The sequence below is a fragment of the Sphingomonas sp. PP-CE-3G-477 genome, assembly GCF_003050745.1.
Classification (GTDB): Bacteria; Pseudomonadota; Alphaproteobacteria; order Sphingomonadales; family Sphingomonadaceae; genus Sphingomonas.
Map to the genome: position 1 here is coordinate 845,566 of NZ_QAOF01000001.1, position 13,761 is coordinate 859,326.

Consider the following 13,761-nt stretch of genomic DNA (forward strand, 5'->3'; position numbering starts at 1 on the left):
GCCCCTGGCCGTTCGTGACTGCCGCGTATGTCGTGACGCTGGGAGGCGGCGCGATCATTGCGTTGCTAAGCTATCTGGCGATGCGTAGGTCCGAGAAATGAAGGCCAAGCATCAACGCTTGACGCTGGCATTGCTTGCGCTTGGCGCCGTCGTGGTTGCAGGGCTGCTCGCGCTGTCCGCATTGAAGGATCAGGCCGCATTCTTCTATGCGCCCTCCGACGTGCGTCGCGACGGCCTTCCGCTTGGCCGTGCGGTTCGGCTCGGCGGGATGGTGGCGGGCGGGTCCTTAAAGCGCGCCGCGGACGGCGTGACCGTGCAGTTCGTCGTCACCGACGGACAGGCGACCACGCCGGTAGTCTTCGCGGGCATCGTCCCTAACCTGTTCCGCGAAAAATCGGGCGTCGTCGCCGAAGGCCAGTTCCAGCCCAACGGCAGCTTCGTAGCGTCGAACCTGCTCGCCAAGCACGATGAAAAATACATGCCGCCGGAGATGGCCGGCAAGATGCACGAGACCAAGACGCTCGAACCGGACGCCAAGCAATGATCGCCGAAGCAGGCCTAGCCGCGCTCTGGTTCGCGGGCGCGCTCGCGGCGTTGCAACTGGTGATGGCAGCGATCGGCATCGCGCGCGGCCGTGAAGACGTTGCGGCAGCGGTGCGGCCTGTGGCGATCGTGCAAGGCCTGCTCGCCCTGCTGGCGATGGCGCTACTAATCGAGCTGTTCCTCGACTCCGACATGTCCGTGAAACTGGTCGTCGAGAACAGCCATTCCGCCAAGCCGTGGCTCTACAAGTTCGCCGGCGCCTGGGGGAACCACGAAGGCTCGATGCTGCTCTGGGTGACGATCCTCGGGCTGGCCGGCGGGGCGGTGGCGATATTCGAGCGCTCGCTGCCCGAACGCACGCTCACCGCCACGCTCGGCGCGCAGGCGACGATCGCGCTCGGCTTCTACGCGTTCCTGCTGTTCTCCTCGAACCCGTTCGCGCGATTGAACCCCGCCGCGGCCGACGGTCTCGGCCTCAACCCGCTGTTGCAGGACCCCGGCTTGGCGTTCCATCCGCCGACGCTCTACACGGGCTATGTCGGCCTCTCGGTTGCGTTCTCGTTCGCGGTCGGCGCGCTCGTCACACGCGACGTCGGCCCGGCGTTCGCGAAGGCGATGCGCCCCTGGGTGCTGATCGCGTGGATATTCCTGACGCTCGGCATCACCGCCGGATCGTACTGGGCGTATTACGAGCTCGGCTGGGGCGGTTGGTGGTTCTGGGACCCGGTGGAGAACGCCTCGCTGATGCCGTGGCTCGCCGCCACCGCTTTGCTCCATTCGGTGACCGTGCTCGCGACCCGCGACGGTTTGCGCGCATGGACGATCATGCTGGCGGTGGTCGCGTTCTCGATGTCGATGATCGGCACGTTTTTAGTGCGCTCGGGCATCCTGACGAGCGTGCACGCGTTCGCGGTCGACCCGGAGCGGGGCGCGTTCATCCTGGCATTGCTCGCGATCTACATCGGTGGCGCACTCGCGCTGTTCGCCGCGCGGATCGGCACCGTCCGCGCGGGCACCACCTTCGATCCGATCAGCCGCGAGGGCGGGCTGGTCGCGAACAACCTGCTGTTGTCGGTGATCCTCGGCATCGTCCTGATCGGTACGCTCTACCCCATCGTCGCGGCGAGCTTCGGCGTGCAGTTGTCGGTCGGGCCGCCGTTCTTCAACAAGGCGGCGGGGCCGATCGCGCTGCTGCTGGTTGCGGTAATGGCCGTCGGTCCGTTGCTGCGCTGGCGGCGGGATGATGCGAAGGCCGTGCTGCGCCGCGTGATGCTGCCGATCGGTGCGACGTTGCTTGCGGCGATCGCGTTGCTGTTCGTCTGGCCGGGCTTGCTCCCCTGGGCCGGGCTGTCGCTAGCCGCTGGTCTTGCCGTCGCCAGCGTCGCGCCTCTGTGGAAGCGCAACCTTAGGCGCACGCCGCTGTTCACCTACGGCATGGTCATCGCGCATCTCGGCATCGCGGTAAGCCTCGCCGGGATGGCGTCGGACAGCGCCTTCACCAAGGAAACGCTGGTCGCGGTGCGCGCGGGCGAGCCGGCGCGGGTCGGGCCGTACACCGTGACGCTCGACGGCATTTCGCCGGTGATCGGCGAGAACTGGTCGGCCCTCGAAGCCCGCCTGACCGCGACGCGTGGTAGCAGCGAGAGCATTCTGCGCCCGCAACTCCGCTTCTTCGCCAACCCGCCGACAAGCACGAACGAGTCCGCCATCCTGACGGTGCTCGACGGCCAGCTCTACACCGTACTCGGCCAGCCGGACGGGCAGGGGCGGTGGCAGCTTCGCCTGTGGTGGAAGCCTTTCGTGACGCTGATCTGGTTCGGCGGGGTGCTGATCGCGCTCGGCGGTATGCTGTCGCTGCTCGGCCGGGTGCGGCGCGGGCGACGTGCCGCGATACGGGCTGAATGGGCATGAAGCGGTTCGCACTCTGGGTGCCTCTGGCGATTTTCGCGCTGCTGTTCGCGGTGGTGGCGAGCGGGCTGTTCCGGCCCGCGGAGAAGGTGGTGCGATCGGCGATGGTCGGCAAGCCGCTCCCCGATTTCGCGCTGCCGGCGATGGTCCCCGGCAAGCCGGGCCTCACTAGCGCGTCGTTCCGGCAGGGCAAGCCGCGGTTGCTCAACGTATTCGCGAGCTGGTGCATCCCGTGCATCGCCGAGGCGCCGCAACTGATGCGTCTGAAAGCGATGGGCGTACCGATTGACGCGATCGCGATCCGCGACACTGCACCGGCGATCGCCGGGTTCTTGCGCCGCAACGGCGATCCGTACGAGCGTATCGGCAGCGATCGGGCCAGCCAGGTGCAACTGGCGCTCGGCTCGTCAGGCGTGCCGGAGACGTTCGTGATAGACGGCCGCGGGATCGTCGTGAAGCAGATCATCGGCGATATCCGGCCTGAGAATGTTGCCGAGATCGTGCAAGCCGTGAAGGACGCGCGGTGAGGGGCTTGCACTTCATTCCCCTCCCGCTTGCGGGAGGGGCTAGGGGAGGGGCTTCTCGTGTCTCACCAACCGCAGGCGCGCGTCATGCCCTCCCGCGAGCGGGAGGGGAGGTTCTTGCCGCGCTGTTGCTCTGCATCTCGCCGGCTTTCGCCCAGCCGGTTGCACCACCAGCGCATTACGCGAACGTGCAACTCGCCGACCCGGCCAAGGAAGCCTCCGCCCGAGCGCTCATGGAGACGTTGCGCTGCCTCGTCTGCCAGGGTCAGTCGATCGCCGACAGCGATGCCGACATGGCGGCCGACATGCGCGCGCTCGTCCGCGAGCGGATTAAGCGTGGCGAAAAGCCTGCCTCGATCCGCGATTGGCTGATCGCGCGCTACGGCGATTACGTGACCTATGACCCGCCCCTATCCGGCCTGACATGGCCGTTGTGGCTAGCGCCGATTCTGCTGCTCGGCATCGGCAGTTGGATCGCGCGGTCGAGCTTCCGGCGGAGAACACGCTGATGGGGTACGTCTGGCTGGCCGCGATCGGCGCCGGTGTGTTTGCGCTGCTCGCAGTATTGAAGGTGAACCGTGTCCTGTGGACGATGGTCGCGTCCGCGTTAATGCTCGGTGCGGCGGGGTATGCGTGGCAGGGGCAGCCAGGGCTTGCCGGCCATGAAGCGTCGCCCGGGCTTGCAGCGACGCCGGACGACGGCGCGATGATCGAACTGCGTGACCAGATGCTCGAGCGGTATACAGGCGCGGCAGCGTATCTGGTTGCGGCGGACGCGATGACGCGGATCGGCGACCGGCGCGCGGCGGTGCAGGTGTTGCTCGGGGGGCTCAGGATTGCCCCGAAGAGCGTGGTAATGTGGACCGGGCTCGCCAATGCGCTGGCGGCGCACGACGCCAACCAGGTTTCGCCGCCCGCGTTGTTCGCGTTCCAGCAGGCGATGCGGCTGGCCCCGAAGCATCCTGCTCCGCCGTTCTTTCTGGGGCTGGCGTATGTGCGTGCGGGAGAGTTCGCGACGGCCCGGCCATATTGGGCAAAAGCGCTGGCGTTGACGCCAGCCAACATCACATACCGGGGCGAGATCGCCACTCGGCTCGCGTTGCTGGATCGGTTCCTGGCTATGCAGGATACGCCGAACGCAGGCCCAAAATAATCCCGCCACCCTGGGTCAAACCCAGGATGACGGGATGAAGGGGCTTACTGCCCGCGGCCGGTCTTCGACTGCAACTCGTCGATCTTCTTCGACGCATCCGCTTTGGTCAGCGTTTCGTCGAATTCCTCATGCGCTTCCTCGGACAGCGTCTTGAGGTAGCTTGCCTGCGCACCGGTCATCTTCTCGTCGCCGGTGGTCCAGTCGTCCGGGTCCTTCTCGGCGTTCGAGAACGGTTCGGACTTGGGGTTCGGGGTGTCGGACATTGGAAATTCCTTTCCCCTGTCCAACACCCATGTTCCGTATCCGTTCCCGAGTCAGCCCGCCCATGCTTCGTAAGGTAAACCTAGATCATCGGCGACCGCCTTGTACGCGATCTTGCCCCTGTAGACGTTCAGCCCGTTGGCGAGATGCGGGTCGGCCTTCATCGCCGCCTCGGCGCCGAGATTGGCGAGCTTCAGCGCGAACGGCAGCGTCGCATTGTTGAGCGCGAATGCCGAAGTCCGTGCGACCGCGCCCGGCATGTTGGCGACACAGTAATGGATCACGCCGTCGACCTCGAACACCGGATCCTCGTGCGTCGTGGCGTGGCTCGTCTCGAAGCACCCGCCCTGGTCGACCGCGATGTCGACCAGCACCGAGCCGCGCTTCATCGTCTTGAGCATCTCGCGCGTGACGAGCTTCGGCGCAGCCGCTCCCGGCACCAGCACCGCACCGATAACCAGATGCGCGTTCTTCACCGCAGCCGCGATCGCGGCCTTCGAGGCGTAGGCGGTCTTGATCTGGCTCGAGAAGAACATGTCGAGTTCGGCGAGGCGATCGTTCGAGATGTCATAGATCGTCACGTCGGCGCGCATGCCGACCGCCATCTGCGCGGCGTTGACGCCCGAGACGCCGCCACCGAGGATCGCGACCTTGGCGGGCGCGACACCGGGAACGCCGCCGAGCAGGACGCCACGTCCGCCCTGCTCCTTCTCGAGGTAATGCGCGCCGACCTGCACCGACATGCGGCCCGCGACTTCCGACATCGGCTTCAGCAACGGCAGCCCGCGACGGTTGTCGGTGACGGTCTCGTACGCGATGCAGGTCGCTCCGGACTTCATCAGCCCCTCGGCCTGCGGCTTGTCGGCGGCGAGGTGGAGATAGGTGAACAGCAGATGGCGCGGCTCGAGCATCGCGATCTCGCTCGGCTGCGGCTCCTTGACCTTCACGATCATGTCGGAGCCAGCGAACACCGCGGCGGCGGTCGGCAGGATCGTCGCGCCTGCGTCGACATAGTCCTGGTCTTCGAAATCGATGCCCGATCCGGCCTGCGTCTCGACGACGACCTCATGACCGGCCGCGACCAGTTCAGCGACCGACGGCGGGGTCAGGCCGACGCGATATTCGTGGTTCTTGATTTCCTTGGGGACACCGACGCGCATTGATTCCACTCCATTATCGTTTGCGCCATACTAGCGCGCCTTGGACGGGAAGGGTTCGCAAACTGGTCGCGGTGCGATACCGTATCTGCAAGATGATTGCATCTGTTGCCGCCGAAACGGGATAATCTTGAGCACCACGATCGAACGCAGGATTCTGGACCTGCTCGCCGCCAATTCCGACCTCACCAGCGCCGAGCTCGGCGACGCCGTCGGCCTGTCGGCGAGCGCCGCGCATCGCCGTGTCGCGCAACTTCGGGAGAGCGGCGCGATCACCGGCTATCGTGCGGTGCTGTCGCAGGCAGCGCGCGGTGATCCCAGCATCGTCCTCGTGAACGTGACGCTCCGCGATCAGCGCAAGGAGACGATGGCGGCGTTCGAGGCGGAGATCGTCGAGTGTCCGCAAGTGGTCCAATGCTTCCTGATGAGCGGGGAGGCGGACTACATGCTCCACGTCGAGATCCGCCGCGGCGAGACGTTCGAGCGGATCCACCGCGAGACCTTGTCGCAACTGCCGGGGGTGACGCGGTTGGCGTCGCATTTCGTCATTCGGGAGGTAATCAGGCGATAGTGTTTTCCTGCGAATGCAGGAATCCAGGGCCAGAAAAGACGGCGCCCGTGACCCTGGACTCCTGCGTTCGCAGGAGAACGGAAGCGGGAGCGTTCTCACCTTACGCGCCGGTCCGATCAGCCCCAGTTAATCCACGTTGCCCGCCCCGCCGTTGCCGCCCTCTACCCCGCATGCTAAATGCGCGCGCTTGGGGCACAGGGTGAAATCGGAAATTCGATGAGTATTGCTGCACTTCCGGGCCGATTCACCGTCCAGTGAGCGTCGACCAGACCGCCGCGGCCTCGACCGTGCCACCCGCCAATCTCGATCTCGAGACGGGGCATCACAACTCCGACGGCATGCTGAAGCTCGCCTTCGGTGCGATCGGCATCGTCTTCGGCGATATCGGCACCAGCCCGCTCTACGCCTTCCGCGAGACCTTCGCCGGCCACCACAAGCTCGCGCTCGACGCGGCGCACATCATGGGCGTCATCAGCCTGATGTTCTGGTCGATGATGATTGTCGTGACGGTCAAGTACGTCATCATCATCATGCGCGCCGACAACAAGGGCGAGGGCGGCAGCCTCGCGCTGCTCGCGCTCGTCTCGGGCAAGACCAAGACGAAGCGCTGGAGCAAGGGCATCATCCTGCTCGGCGTGTTCGCGACGGCGTTGTTCTACGGCGACAGCATGATCACGCCCGCGGTGTCAGTGCTGTCCGCGGTCGAAGGCCTCGCCGTCGCCGCGCCGGCGTTCGCTGGCCTTGTGCTGCCGATCGTGATCGTCATCCTGATCGCGCTGTTCTGGGTGCAGAAGAGCGGCACCGCGCGCATCGGCCTCGTATTCGGGCCGATCATGCTGGTGTATTTCAGCGTCATCGCGGTGCTCGGCATCCTCAGCATCGTCCAGACCCCCGAGGTGCTCTGGGCACTGTCGCCGCACTACGCGGTCGAGTTCTTCATCATCGACCCCGAGCGCGCCTTCCTGGCACTGGGCTCGGTCGTCCTCGCGGTCACCGGCGCGGAAGCGCTGTACGCGGACATGGGGCATTTCGGCCGCAAGCCGATCGGCCTGTCGTGGTTGTTCTTCGTGCTCCCGGCGCTGATCCTCAACTATATGGGGCAGGGCGCACTGCTGTTTCGTGATGGTCGCGAGGCGCTGGTCAGCCCGTTCTACAACCTCGCTCCCGAAAGCCTCCAGCTTCCGCTCGTCATCCTCGCGACGATGGCCGCGGTGATCGCGTCGCAGGCGGTGATTTCCGGCGCGTTCTCGGTGACGCAGCAGGCGATCCAGCTCGGCTTCATCCCGCGTCTTCGCATCGAGCACACCAGCGCCTCGACCGCCGGCCAGATCTACATCCCGCTCGTCAACGGCGCGCTGATGGTGATGGTGATCCTGCTCGTGCTGTTCTTCCGCACCTCGTCGAACCTGACGAGCGCGTACGGCATCGCGGTGACCGGGGCGATGTTCATCGATACGTGTCTGCTCGGCGTCGTGCTGTTCCGCCTCTGGAACTGGCCGAAGATCGCGGCGATCCCGCTGCTGGCGATCTTCTTTACCGTCGACGGCGCCTATTTCGCAGCCAACCTGACCAAGGTACCCGCCGGCGGCTGGTTCCCGCTGCTGGTCGGCTTCATCATCTTCACCTTCCTGACGACCTGGTCGAAGGGGCGGCAGCTGATGATCGACCGGATGCACGAGGCGGCGATGCCGATAAAGGTGTTCATCGGCTCGGCCGCGAGTTCGGCGTCGCGCGTGCCGGGGACGGCGGTGTTCATGACCTCGACCGCGGACGGCGTGCCGCACGCGCTGCTCCACAACCTCAAGCACAACAAGGTGCTGCACGAGCGCGTCATCCTGCTCACCGTGAAGATCGTTGGCCAGCCTTATTGGCCCGCCAACGACCGTGCGGTGCGCGAGGAGCTTGGCGACGGCTTCCACCGCCTCGTGCTGCGTTACGGCTTCATGGAGGACGCCGACGTGCCCGCCGCGCTACGCCAGGTCCATAATTGCGGTGCGGACTTCAAGATGATGGACACCAGCTTCTTCCTGTCGCGCCAGACGCTGCTCGCGTCGGACAAGCCCGGCATGATGATCTGGCGCGAGAAGCTGTTCGCTTGGATGCTCCGCAACGCGGAAAGCGCAATGGAGTTCTTCCGCCTGCCGACGAATCGCGTCGTCGAGCTGGGCAGTCAGGTCGAGATTTGATGATCTACCCCATACGCTGCGCCAAAGTCGGACCGCCCCGGCGAAGGCCGGGGTCCAGCCGGACAGGTTGCAGTAACGAAGCGCAACGTCCGTCATCGACGTTTCCCAACTGGACCCCGGCCTTCGCCGGGGAGGTGTCTTTCTGATGACCGGCATGACCGAAGTAGCCCCGATCATCGTCACCGCCTTGTTCGGCCGCAAGGACACCGCGTTCTTCGACGCGATGCGCCGCGAGCATTTCCCGCCCGAGCGCAACCAGCTCGACGCGCACCTAACGCTGTTCCACCACCTGCCGCCCTCGGGTCTCGACGAGCTCAAGCACCGCCTCAACCAGGAAACGCGCGGCATACGTGCCCCGCAGGCGCGCGTGGGCGGCCTGATGTCGCTCGGACGGGGTGTGGCTTACCGGATCGAGTCTCCCGAGCTTGTCAACATCCGCGCGCGCCTCGCCGACGCGTTCACCGGCATGCTCACGCCGCAGGACGCCGGCGGCTGGCGTCCGCACGTCACGATCCAGAACAAGGTAAGCCCGCAAGTCGCCAAGCTTCTGCTCGGCAATCTGCAGCGTGATTTCACCCCGAAGGACGTCGAAATCGCCGGTCTTGGCGCATGGTGGTACCGCGGCGGACCGTGGGAAGCGATTTCCCGGCACATGTTCGCTTGACCGCCTCGAAACCGCTTCCTATAGGCCGCGCCTCGCAGGGAAGAACGCTTCCCTGACGGACGGTACGGCGAAGTAGCTCAGTTGGTTAGAGCACGGGAATCATAATCCTGGGGTCGGGGGTTCAAGTCCCTCCTTCGCTACCATCATAGTCGCAGCAGGCGACCTCCCTTTCTTGATTTTGCCGTCGGTACCTGTCGCCAGTGCGACGGCCGACTCTAGCGAGCCGATCACTTCGATCTCGGCCGTGCCATCAGTTCGCGGCCGGACGTAGATTACGTCGATCAGGTCGCGGATCTGACTGGCAACGGGATCGCCAGCGATCTCGCCCTTGCTCAGCGCCGCGGCGAGCCCTTTGATCCGTTTCCGGTAGGCGTCCGCGATTCGCGGGTGAAGCGCGATGACGGGCACGGCTTCTTCCTCGCCGAGCTCATGGCGGGCGCGATCGCGATCGGCCGTCTTCTGAGCTAGCGCGTCCTTGATGTCCGCAAAGTCCGCGGCACCGTCCGCGATCGCCGAGACCAGGCGCGCGATCGCCACCTCGGCCGCGCGCAAACGTCGCTCGATCGAGTGGCGGGTCTTAGCCGTCTCGCGCAACTGGCGATCCCGCGCGGCGTGATATTCCCTGACGAGCAAGGAAACCGCCTCCGGAGACAACAGCTGCTCCTGAAGGCCGTCGACCACGCGCTGCTGAAGCTCTGTGTTCTCGATCCGAACATTGTTCGTGCACGTGCCGGCCTCACGATGGCGTGAGCAGCCGAACTTCGTGCCTGAGACCATGAAGTAGGTCGCGTCGCATTGGCCGCACCGTACGAGCCCGGAGAGCAGGTGCTTGGGGCGCTTCCGGTTCGGAAGGGGGCGGGCGGCGCGATACTCGCGGGCCTGCTGCGCTTGCTCCCACAGTTCGTCACTGACGATGCGAAGCTCTGGCATTTCTGCGAATTGAAGCTCGCTGGTAGGATTCGCGCGCGAGATCCGGTTCCTGCTCTCCGGATCGGTCAGCATGCGTACCCGGTTGTAAGCAAAGCGGCCGACGTAGATCGGGTTGTGCAGAACACCGATCATCCGCGCCTTATTGCCGATGATAGCATTCGCTCGCCATTCACCGCCCCGGGCGGATGGAATGCCATCGAGGTTCAGGCCGTGCGCGATCAGCTTCGGGCTCCGACCCGCGACATACTCGGTGAGGATCCGGACAACGACTTCGGCTTGCTCTGGATTGATTCGACGGCGGCCAGCTTCCAGCTCACCCTTCTCGTTCAACTCTCGAACGACGTCGTAGCCGTAGCAAAGTCCGCCGGGGATCCGGCCGCGCGAAACGGTTCCTCGCTGACCGCGGCGGATCTTCTCGCCGAGGTCCTTCAGAAACAACGCGCCCATCGTGCCCTTCAGGCCGATGTGCAGCTCGTTCACGTGCCCTTCCGAAAGCGTCTCGATCCGGACGTCTGCGAATACGAGGCGCTGATAGATCGTCGCGATGTCTGCCTGGTTGCGTGCGATCCGATCGAGGGCTTCCGCCAAGACGATATCGAACGACCCCGCGGCCGCGTCGGCGAGCATTGAGGTCATACCGGGCCGCTTGTTCGAGGCGCCGGAGATGGCGAGGTCGGCATAGACCTGGACGACTTCCCACCCTTCGCGCTCGGCGCGAGCGCGGCAGTCCGCGACCTGGTCGTCTGCCGAGGTTTGGGATTGCCGGTCGGAAGAGAATCGAGCGTAGATGGCGCAACGGGGCATTGGCGACTCCGGGATGTCGAGGATGTGTGCGCTACATCCTCTGCCGCCATCTGGCGGGCAATCGTACGAACGAGGTTGGCGATCTGCGGGCTCATTCGACACCGTCGATCTGGCGCACGGCGATCGCGTAGTGGTTGCCGGAGGCGCAGTGACGGACCACTTGCCCGCCCGTCACTGAATACACGCTCTCGATCTCGTACACGCCGTCACGCGATACTGCGCCGCCAATGTAGCCGAGAAGCAGGATCGCATTGCCCGTGACGCCCATATCCGAATCGAGCGGCAGCGATGGGGCAGTAGGCATGGCGCAGAAGTGCGTCACCTTGCCGTGCTGCATCTCCTCGATCGGACTCTCGTGGTAGTCATCCTTTCGGCTTCCTGCCCACCACCAGGTGCCGTCGTATGCTTCGGGATCAAAATACGCTTCGCCTACGACTGGCTTGTGACCCTCGGCCGTCACAGCGACGAACACCGGATTGCTCTCGCCGGTCGGCCAACCGTCGAACTGTTCGATGGGATGCCAGTGATCCACGGTGGCCGCTCGCATCGCCAGCCGACGCTGAGCAAAGTGCTTCTGGATGGCGACGTTGCGCGAAGTGTCGAAGCGCGGTGGCAAGATCATCGTCTTCAACCCGCTCAAGGAACGCTCGCTCGAACGCTTCGAATCGCCGCAGTCGGTGGTCGAGATGGCGACGATGTCGGCCACCCCGATCGCGAGCAGCTATTACCAGGTGAAGGTCGGCGGCGACGCAGCAGCGCTGAAGGGCATCGCCAAGGCGCTGGTCGCGCTCGACGAGGCGGCCAAGGTCTCCGGCGGCGAGCGCGCGCTCGATCACGCGTTCATCGCCGAGCATACCGCCGGGCTCGACGCCTATATCGCTGATCTCGCCACCACCGAGTGGGCGGATATCGAGCGCTCCAGCGGTCTATCCCGCAGTGATCTCGAAGAGGTTGCGCTCGCCTATTCGAAGTCGAAGTCGACGATCTGCTGCTACGGCATGGGCGTCACACAGCATCGCACCGGCACGACCAACGTCCAGCAGATCGCGAACCTGCTTCTCTTGCGCGGCAACATGGGCAAGCCGGGCGCGGGCATCTGCCCCTTGCGTGGTCACAGCAACGTCCAGGGCGACCGCACCGTCGGCATCACCGAGCGGCCTATGCCTCTGCTGCTCGACAACATGCGCGACGTGTTCGGGTTCGAGCCACCGCGCGAGCACGGCCATTCGGTGGTCGAGAGCATCGCGGCGATGCGCGACGGCCACGCCAAGGCGATCGTCTGCCTCGGCGGCAATCTTGCGATCGCCTCGTCCGATCCGCAGGCGTGTGCGGAAGGCTTCCGCAACCTCGACCTCGCGGTCCACATCACCACCAAGCTCAACCGCACGCAGTTGCTGATGGCGAAGGCGACGTATGTGTTGCCGTGCCTGGGGCGGACCGAACTCGACATGCAGGCGACCGGTCAGCAATCGGTCACGGTCGAGGATTCGATGTCGATGGTGCACGCCTCGCGCGGGTTCCTGATGCCCCCGGGCGACAACGTGAAGTCGGAGATCTGGATCGTCGGCGAGATCGCCAAGGCGACGCTGGCAGTCAGGGGATCGCCGGTCGAGATCGACTGGGATGCCTATGTCGGCGACTACAGCCTGATCCGCGACAAGATCGAAGCCGTGTTCCCCGCGTTCGCCGACTACAACGCACGTATCCGCAAGCCGGGCGGTTTCCACCTGCCGAACTCGGCGGCGATGCGCGAGTGGAAGACGGACAGCGGCAAGGCGAACTTCATCGTCGCCAAGGGTGTCGAGGAGGACGAGAGCGCGGGCGATCCGACCGTGCTGCGGCTCACCACGCTGCGCGCGCACGATCAGTACAACACCACCGTCTACAGCCTCGACGACCGCTATCGCGGTGTGTTCGGGCGCCGCGACATCCTGTTCATGAACGAGCGCGACATGGCACGGCTGGGGCACAAGGAGGGCGACGTCGTCGACATCGCCACCGCGCTTCAGTTCGCCCGGCCCGACCGCGTCGTGCAGAAGCTGATGCTGGTCCGCTACGCTTTGCCCGATGGTTGCGTCGCTTCCTACTACCCCGAGACGCAGCCGTTGATCGCGCTCGAGGATCACGATCCGCAGAGCTTCACCCCTTCCTACAAATCCATCCCGGTGACCGTCCGTCCTGCCGCCGCCGACATGGGTTCGGATCGCGGCGTGGTGCGGGCGGGGATCGTCGGGCACGAGAGTAAAGTACACGCATGAGCACCGGCTATTCGTCGACGATCGACACCTACGCGACCCTGGCGGCGACCAAGGCGGAGGCGTTGCGGCGTTCTCCCGCGGGGTTCTTCGCGGGCGCGATCCTCGCAGGCACGTATATCGGCATCGCGATGATCCTCGCGCTCAGCACGGGCTCTGGGCTCGAACCCGGCGTACGACCATTGGTAATGGGCGCGACCTTCGGGCTCGGGCTGATCCTCACCGTGTTCGCCGGCGCTGAGTTGTTCACCGGCTACGTGATGTATCTCGGCTTCGGCCTCGCGCGCCGGACGATCACGATCGGAGACGCGCTCAAGCTGGCCGTCGTCGTGTGGATCGGCAATCTGGTCGGCGGCGTCGTTCTGTCGCTGGTGTTCGCGGCAGGCGGCGGCGGTGCGATCTTCGCCAATGCCGATACGATGTTCCACGCGTACGTCCTGCACAAGGTCTCGGTCGACGCGACCGCGCTGATGGCGCGCGCGATCCTGTGCAACTGGCTCGTCTGCCTCGCGATCTGGACCGCGGCGCGGATGACTGGCGACACCGCCAAGTGCATCGCGATGGCCTGGATCCTGCTCGCCTTCGTCGCCGCCGGGTTCGAGCATTCGGTCGCCAACATGACCGCGCTGACGCTCGGTCTGCTGGTGCCCAACTCCTCGATCGACCTCGGCGGCATGATCCGCAATCTCGCGATCGTTACCGTCGGCAACACGATCGGCGCGTTGGTGTTCGTCGTCGGCGGCTATCTGGTCGCGTCGAAGACTGACGCGGTGCAGGCCGCCAAGTAACGGTGGTTTTGTGTAGC

General features: G+C 65.3%; 14 protein-coding genes, 1 tRNA gene and 1 pseudogene. 12 read left to right on the forward strand and 4 right to left on the reverse strand.

The genetic code is table 11. From position 1 onward, the window contains the following. Nucleotides 1-97 precede the first annotated feature (97 nt). The 5 genes from ccmE (at nt 98) to C8J45_RS03980 (ending at nt 4,128) form a co-directional block, all read left to right on the forward strand. On the forward strand, nt 98-544 hold the full coding sequence (ccmE, locus tag C8J45_RS03960) for a cytochrome c maturation protein CcmE (RefSeq protein WP_107961931.1): 447 nt from the start codon (nt 98-100) through the stop codon (nt 542-544). After that, complete coding sequence (locus tag C8J45_RS03965) at nt 541-2,454, forward strand: heme lyase CcmF/NrfE family subunit (RefSeq protein ID WP_107961932.1); 1,914 nt, start codon at nt 541-543, stop codon at nt 2,452-2,454. The genes ccmE and C8J45_RS03965 overlap by 4 nt, the downstream gene beginning before the upstream one ends. Beyond that, nucleotides 2,451-2,978: a DsbE family thiol:disulfide interchange protein gene (locus C8J45_RS03970; protein WP_107961933.1), complete on the forward strand. Its 528-nt coding sequence runs from the start codon at nt 2,451-2,453 to the stop codon at nt 2,976-2,978. The genes C8J45_RS03965 and C8J45_RS03970 overlap by 4 nt, the downstream gene beginning before the upstream one ends. 125 nt (nt 2,979-3,103) lie before the next feature. Continuing rightward, nucleotides 3,104-3,484, forward strand: a complete 381-nt coding sequence (locus tag C8J45_RS03975; RefSeq protein WP_374956414.1) for a cytochrome c-type biogenesis protein — start codon at nt 3,104-3,106, stop codon at nt 3,482-3,484. Next, nucleotides 3,400-4,128, forward strand: a complete 729-nt coding sequence (locus C8J45_RS03980; RefSeq protein WP_258191270.1) for a hypothetical protein — start codon at nt 3,400-3,402, stop codon at nt 4,126-4,128. Before C8J45_RS03975 ends, C8J45_RS03980 begins: the two co-directional genes overlap by 85 nt. A 44-nt stretch (nt 4,129-4,172) precedes the next feature. Here C8J45_RS03980 and C8J45_RS03985 read toward each other — a convergent pair whose 3' ends face one another. Then, nucleotides 4,173-4,391, reverse strand: coding sequence for a DUF3072 domain-containing protein (locus C8J45_RS03985; RefSeq protein WP_056058060.1), 219 nt, complete (start codon nt 4,389-4,391; stop codon nt 4,173-4,175). A 51-nt stretch (nt 4,392-4,442) separates the two neighbouring features. Further along, nucleotides 4,443-5,549, reverse strand: a complete 1,107-nt coding sequence (gene ald / locus C8J45_RS03990; RefSeq protein ID WP_107961934.1) for an alanine dehydrogenase — start codon at nt 5,547-5,549, stop codon at nt 4,443-4,445. 127 nt (nt 5,550-5,676) lie between these two features. Between ald and C8J45_RS03995 the strand changes: the two genes are divergently transcribed. The 5 genes from C8J45_RS03995 (at nt 5,677) to C8J45_RS19520 (ending at nt 9,583) form a co-directional block, all read left to right on the forward strand. Continuing rightward, the gene (locus tag C8J45_RS03995) at nt 5,677-6,117 is read left to right on the forward strand and encodes an Lrp/AsnC family transcriptional regulator (RefSeq protein ID WP_107961935.1); all 441 of its coding nucleotides are present in this window, start codon (nt 5,677-5,679) and stop codon (nt 6,115-6,117) included. A 287-nt stretch (nt 6,118-6,404) separates the two neighbouring features. Further along, the gene (locus C8J45_RS04000; RefSeq protein WP_374956420.1) at nt 6,405-8,303 is read left to right on the forward strand and encodes a potassium transporter Kup; all 1,899 of its coding nucleotides are present in this window, start codon (nt 6,405-6,407) and stop codon (nt 8,301-8,303) included. A 154-nt stretch (nt 8,304-8,457) separates the two neighbouring features. Beyond that, the gene (locus C8J45_RS04005) at nt 8,458-8,967 is read left to right on the forward strand and encodes a 2'-5' RNA ligase family protein (protein ID WP_107962247.1); all 510 of its coding nucleotides are present in this window, start codon (nt 8,458-8,460) and stop codon (nt 8,965-8,967) included. Nucleotides 8,968-9,033: 66 nt separating this feature from the next. Further along, nucleotides 9,034-9,110, forward strand: a tRNA-Met gene (locus C8J45_RS04010). 335 nt (nt 9,111-9,445) lie between these two features. Next, on the forward strand, nt 9,446-9,583 hold the full coding sequence (locus C8J45_RS19520; RefSeq protein ID WP_258191271.1) for a hypothetical protein: 138 nt from the start codon (nt 9,446-9,448) through the stop codon (nt 9,581-9,583). A gap of 110 nt (nt 9,584-9,693) precedes the next feature. On the opposite strand, the pseudogene C8J45_RS19525 reads toward C8J45_RS19520, so the two are convergent. Beyond that, nucleotides 9,694-10,701 (reverse strand): annotated as a pseudogene (locus C8J45_RS19525) (recombinase family protein); the annotation flags it as partial. Nucleotides 10,702-10,792: 91 nt separating this feature from the next. Beyond that, nucleotides 10,793-11,323 (reverse strand): hypothetical protein, encoded by a 531-nt coding sequence (locus C8J45_RS04020; protein ID WP_146168564.1) that lies wholly within the window; start codon nt 11,321-11,323, stop codon nt 10,793-10,795. On the opposite strand from C8J45_RS04020, the gene C8J45_RS04025 reads away from it, so the two are divergent. Continuing rightward, nucleotides 11,280-12,959, forward strand: coding sequence for an FdhF/YdeP family oxidoreductase (locus C8J45_RS04025; RefSeq protein ID WP_258191272.1), 1,680 nt, complete (start codon nt 11,280-11,282; stop codon nt 12,957-12,959). The genes C8J45_RS04020 and C8J45_RS04025 overlap by 44 nt on opposite strands. Then, nucleotides 12,956-13,744, forward strand: coding sequence for a formate/nitrite transporter family protein (locus C8J45_RS04030; protein WP_107961937.1), 789 nt, complete (start codon nt 12,956-12,958; stop codon nt 13,742-13,744). Before C8J45_RS04025 ends, C8J45_RS04030 begins: the two co-directional genes overlap by 4 nt. The last annotated feature ends 17 nt before the right edge of the window (nt 13,745-13,761 follow it).

Excerpts from the sequence above, each read along its gene's own strand:
- ccmE (WP_107961931.1), top strand. The coding sequence starts at position 98 with ATGAAGGCCAAGCATCAACGCTTGACGCTGGCATTGCTTGCGCTTGGC.
- C8J45_RS03965 (WP_107961932.1), top strand. The coding sequence starts at position 541 with ATGATCGCCGAAGCAGGCCTAGCCGCGCTCTGGTTCGCGGGCGCGCTC.
- C8J45_RS03970 (WP_107961933.1), top strand. The coding sequence starts at position 2,451 with ATGAAGCGGTTCGCACTCTGGGTGCCTCTGGCGATTTTCGCGCTGCTG.
- C8J45_RS03980 (WP_258191270.1), top strand. The coding sequence starts at position 3,400 with ATGGCCGTTGTGGCTAGCGCCGATTCTGCTGCTCGGCATCGGCAGTTG.
- C8J45_RS03985 (WP_056058060.1), bottom strand. The coding sequence starts at position 4,391 with ATGTCCGACACCCCGAACCCCAAGTCCGAACCGTTCTCGAACGCCGAG.
- ald (WP_107961934.1), bottom strand. The coding sequence starts at position 5,549 with ATGCGCGTCGGTGTCCCCAAGGAAATCAAGAACCACGAATATCGCGTC.
- C8J45_RS04005 (WP_107962247.1), top strand. The coding sequence starts at position 8,458 with ATGACCGAAGTAGCCCCGATCATCGTCACCGCCTTGTTCGGCCGCAAG.
- C8J45_RS19520 (WP_258191271.1), top strand. The coding sequence starts at position 9,446 with ATGTCCGCAAAGTCCGCGGCACCGTCCGCGATCGCCGAGACCAGGCGC.
- C8J45_RS04025 (WP_258191272.1), top strand. The coding sequence starts at position 11,280 with ATGGCGACGTTGCGCGAAGTGTCGAAGCGCGGTGGCAAGATCATCGTC.
- C8J45_RS04020 (WP_146168564.1), bottom strand. The coding sequence starts at position 11,323 with ATGATCTTGCCACCGCGCTTCGACACTTCGCGCAACGTCGCCATCCAG.
- C8J45_RS04030 (WP_107961937.1), top strand. The coding sequence starts at position 12,956 with ATGAGCACCGGCTATTCGTCGACGATCGACACCTACGCGACCCTGGCG.